Origin of the sequence: Thiohalocapsa sp. (assembly GCF_019695415.1) — a bacterium.
In the GTDB taxonomy this organism is placed as follows: Bacteria; Pseudomonadota; Gammaproteobacteria; order Chromatiales; family Chromatiaceae; genus Thiohalocapsa.
The window spans coordinates 1-1,890 of the sequence record NZ_JAIFKJ010000562.1 but is presented as its reverse complement, the minus strand read 5'-3'; the positions used below and the strand labels follow the sequence as shown (position 1 = coordinate 1,890).

The 1,890-nt window shown below is 66.7% G+C and carries 4 protein-coding genes; 2 read left to right on the top strand and 2 right to left on the bottom strand.

The genetic code is table 11. The features are described 5' to 3' along the window. Positions 1-241: hypothetical protein (locus I6U14_RS15615; RefSeq protein ID WP_296900445.1), on the bottom strand; the 241-nt coding region annotated here is incomplete at its 3' end. Between the two features lie 300 nt (positions 242-541). Here I6U14_RS15615 and I6U14_RS15610 point away from each other — a divergent pair. Together I6U14_RS15610 and I6U14_RS15605 are read left to right on the top strand one after the other, a co-directional pair. Then, positions 542-775: a ribbon-helix-helix protein, CopG family gene (locus tag I6U14_RS15610; protein WP_296900444.1), complete on the top strand. Its 234-nt coding sequence runs from the start codon at positions 542-544 to the stop codon at positions 773-775. After that, positions 760-1,125: a type II toxin-antitoxin system PemK/MazF family toxin gene (locus I6U14_RS15605; RefSeq protein ID WP_296900443.1), complete on the top strand. Its 366-nt coding sequence runs from the start codon at positions 760-762 to the stop codon at positions 1,123-1,125. Before I6U14_RS15610 ends, I6U14_RS15605 begins: the two co-directional genes overlap by 16 nt. A 421-nt stretch (positions 1,126-1,546) precedes the next feature. Here I6U14_RS15605 and I6U14_RS15600 read toward each other — a convergent pair whose 3' ends face one another. Next, complete coding sequence (locus I6U14_RS15600) at positions 1,547-1,771, bottom strand: SUMF1/EgtB/PvdO family nonheme iron enzyme (RefSeq protein ID WP_296900442.1); 225 nt, start codon at positions 1,769-1,771, stop codon at positions 1,547-1,549. Between the last annotated feature and the right edge of the window lie 119 nt (positions 1,772-1,890).

Here is a 1,890-nt window from a genome sequence, read left to right as displayed (position 1 = left end):
GCGGCGGCCCCACCATCTCCGGCAGGATGGCGAGCGCCAAGGCGCCGATGGTGAGTACTTCCCCGGCGTTCTTGCTGCCCGCCTCCGCGGGGGCGTCGCTCACGGCCGGCTCCGCGGACAGCACGAAGTCGGCGTCCTGCAATTCGTCGCGCAGGGAGCGGGCGCGCTCCCAGGCGGTGTCCTCGTCCAGCGGGCGGCCGTCCGGGTCGGTGAGCGCCAGGGTCAGGGTCGGTGCGGTCATGGGAGACTCCTTGGGTTTGCGGGCGCGGGGCCGGAGCACGGACCGGGGGCGCAGGAACGGGACTCAGGAACGGCTCCAAAACCACTGCAATGCCTGCGTCGGCGAGGGCGATACCCGGTCACTTTCGCCAACCGCCACTGGGTTGGTCAAGCAGGCGGTGTGCCGCAGTTTGCGGCGCACAGGCATAGCCTATGCCCTGCCGACAGACCAGCCTGATCGAGGCCAGCTCGCTGACGCGCAGTTGATATCACGGCGGACGGGTGCTCCAATGTGGAGCCATACCCCACATTCGGGCTCCACATGAAGGCCATACAGATCTCCATCGACGAGGAGCTGCTGCGACGACTGGATGCGGACCCCGACGTGCAGCGCCTCGGCCGCTCCGCGGTCATGCGCCGCGCGGTCGCGGCCTATCTGCATGAGCGCCGTGCGCGCGACATCGCCGAAGCCTATCGGGCGGGCTATGGCCAGGACCACGGCATCGATGCCGAATTCACCGGCTGGGGAGAAGAAGGGCAGTGGCCAGAGGACTGACCCGATCCGGGCCGCGTCGCGGTGAGATCTGGATGTATCGGTTCCGCTCACCCGACAAGCGCAGGCCCGTGCTGATCCTGTCGCGCCCCGAGGCAATCGCCTGGTTGCACACGGTCACGGTCGCACCGATCACGAGCACCATCCGCGGATTGCCGAGCGAGGTCGTCGTGGGCACCGAAGCCGGCCTCAAGCACGATTCGGCCGTCAACCTGGACCACGTGCAGACCGTGGAGCAGGCGCAGATCGAGCGCTTCATCGGCTCACTGAATGCTGTCCGGATGCAGGAGGTCTGCGCTGCGCTGGCCGTGGCGCTGGGATGCGAGGAGGCGGGCCGCAGCGCGACGCATTGACGAGCGAGTCGCAGACCAGGCACGGTTTACCCGGCGAGCCCTCCACGGCAGAAGGCGCAGTCCTTCGCGGCCAGCCGAACCGCGGGGCGTATAACGGCGCACGAAACGCAACAGGCGACCGGTTGCCCATTCTGACAGAAGTGGCACCAGAGAGAGGCAGATGGCGGCCGACCCAGCCTCAGCATGACCGGCCGCGGTCCGCATCCGGTCTCCCAGCAGGAAGCGCTGGCTGCGCGGGAAGCCCTCCAGCGTCGGCACCAGCCAGAGCACGAAGCGGTACATGGCCTCCAGTGAGGCACCGGTCTCGCGGGCGTTGTCGGTCACAGGGGGAGTCCTCCCACGTATCAGCGCGCCGCAAAATGAACACGTAAAGTGCACATTGCGAAAATCGCGCGTAATAAGGAGGTAAAGAGGTAAGGATTTAAGGGGAAAAGGTCCTGGCGAGCCGGAAACCGACGTTGCCGTCGCGGTCGTCCGGCTGGTACCTGCCGCGGAAGGCGGCGCGGAGGTTCCTGGGGTTGGTCGCGCAGGAGCCGCCCCGCAGCACGACTGAATTGGCATCTTTTTTGCTAAGAAGTCGAGATTCCCCACTGCCATAACCGGCGTCATACGCGGAACCGGTCCACTCCCAGACATTGCCCAGCACCTCATGCAGCCCCCAGGGGTTCGCGGGCAGCGAGCCAACCGGGACGGTCTGCTACGATAGACACCGGTCTTGGCACTGCAGTCGGCGTAGTCGTAGTTGCCATCGTAGTTGGCCTGGTC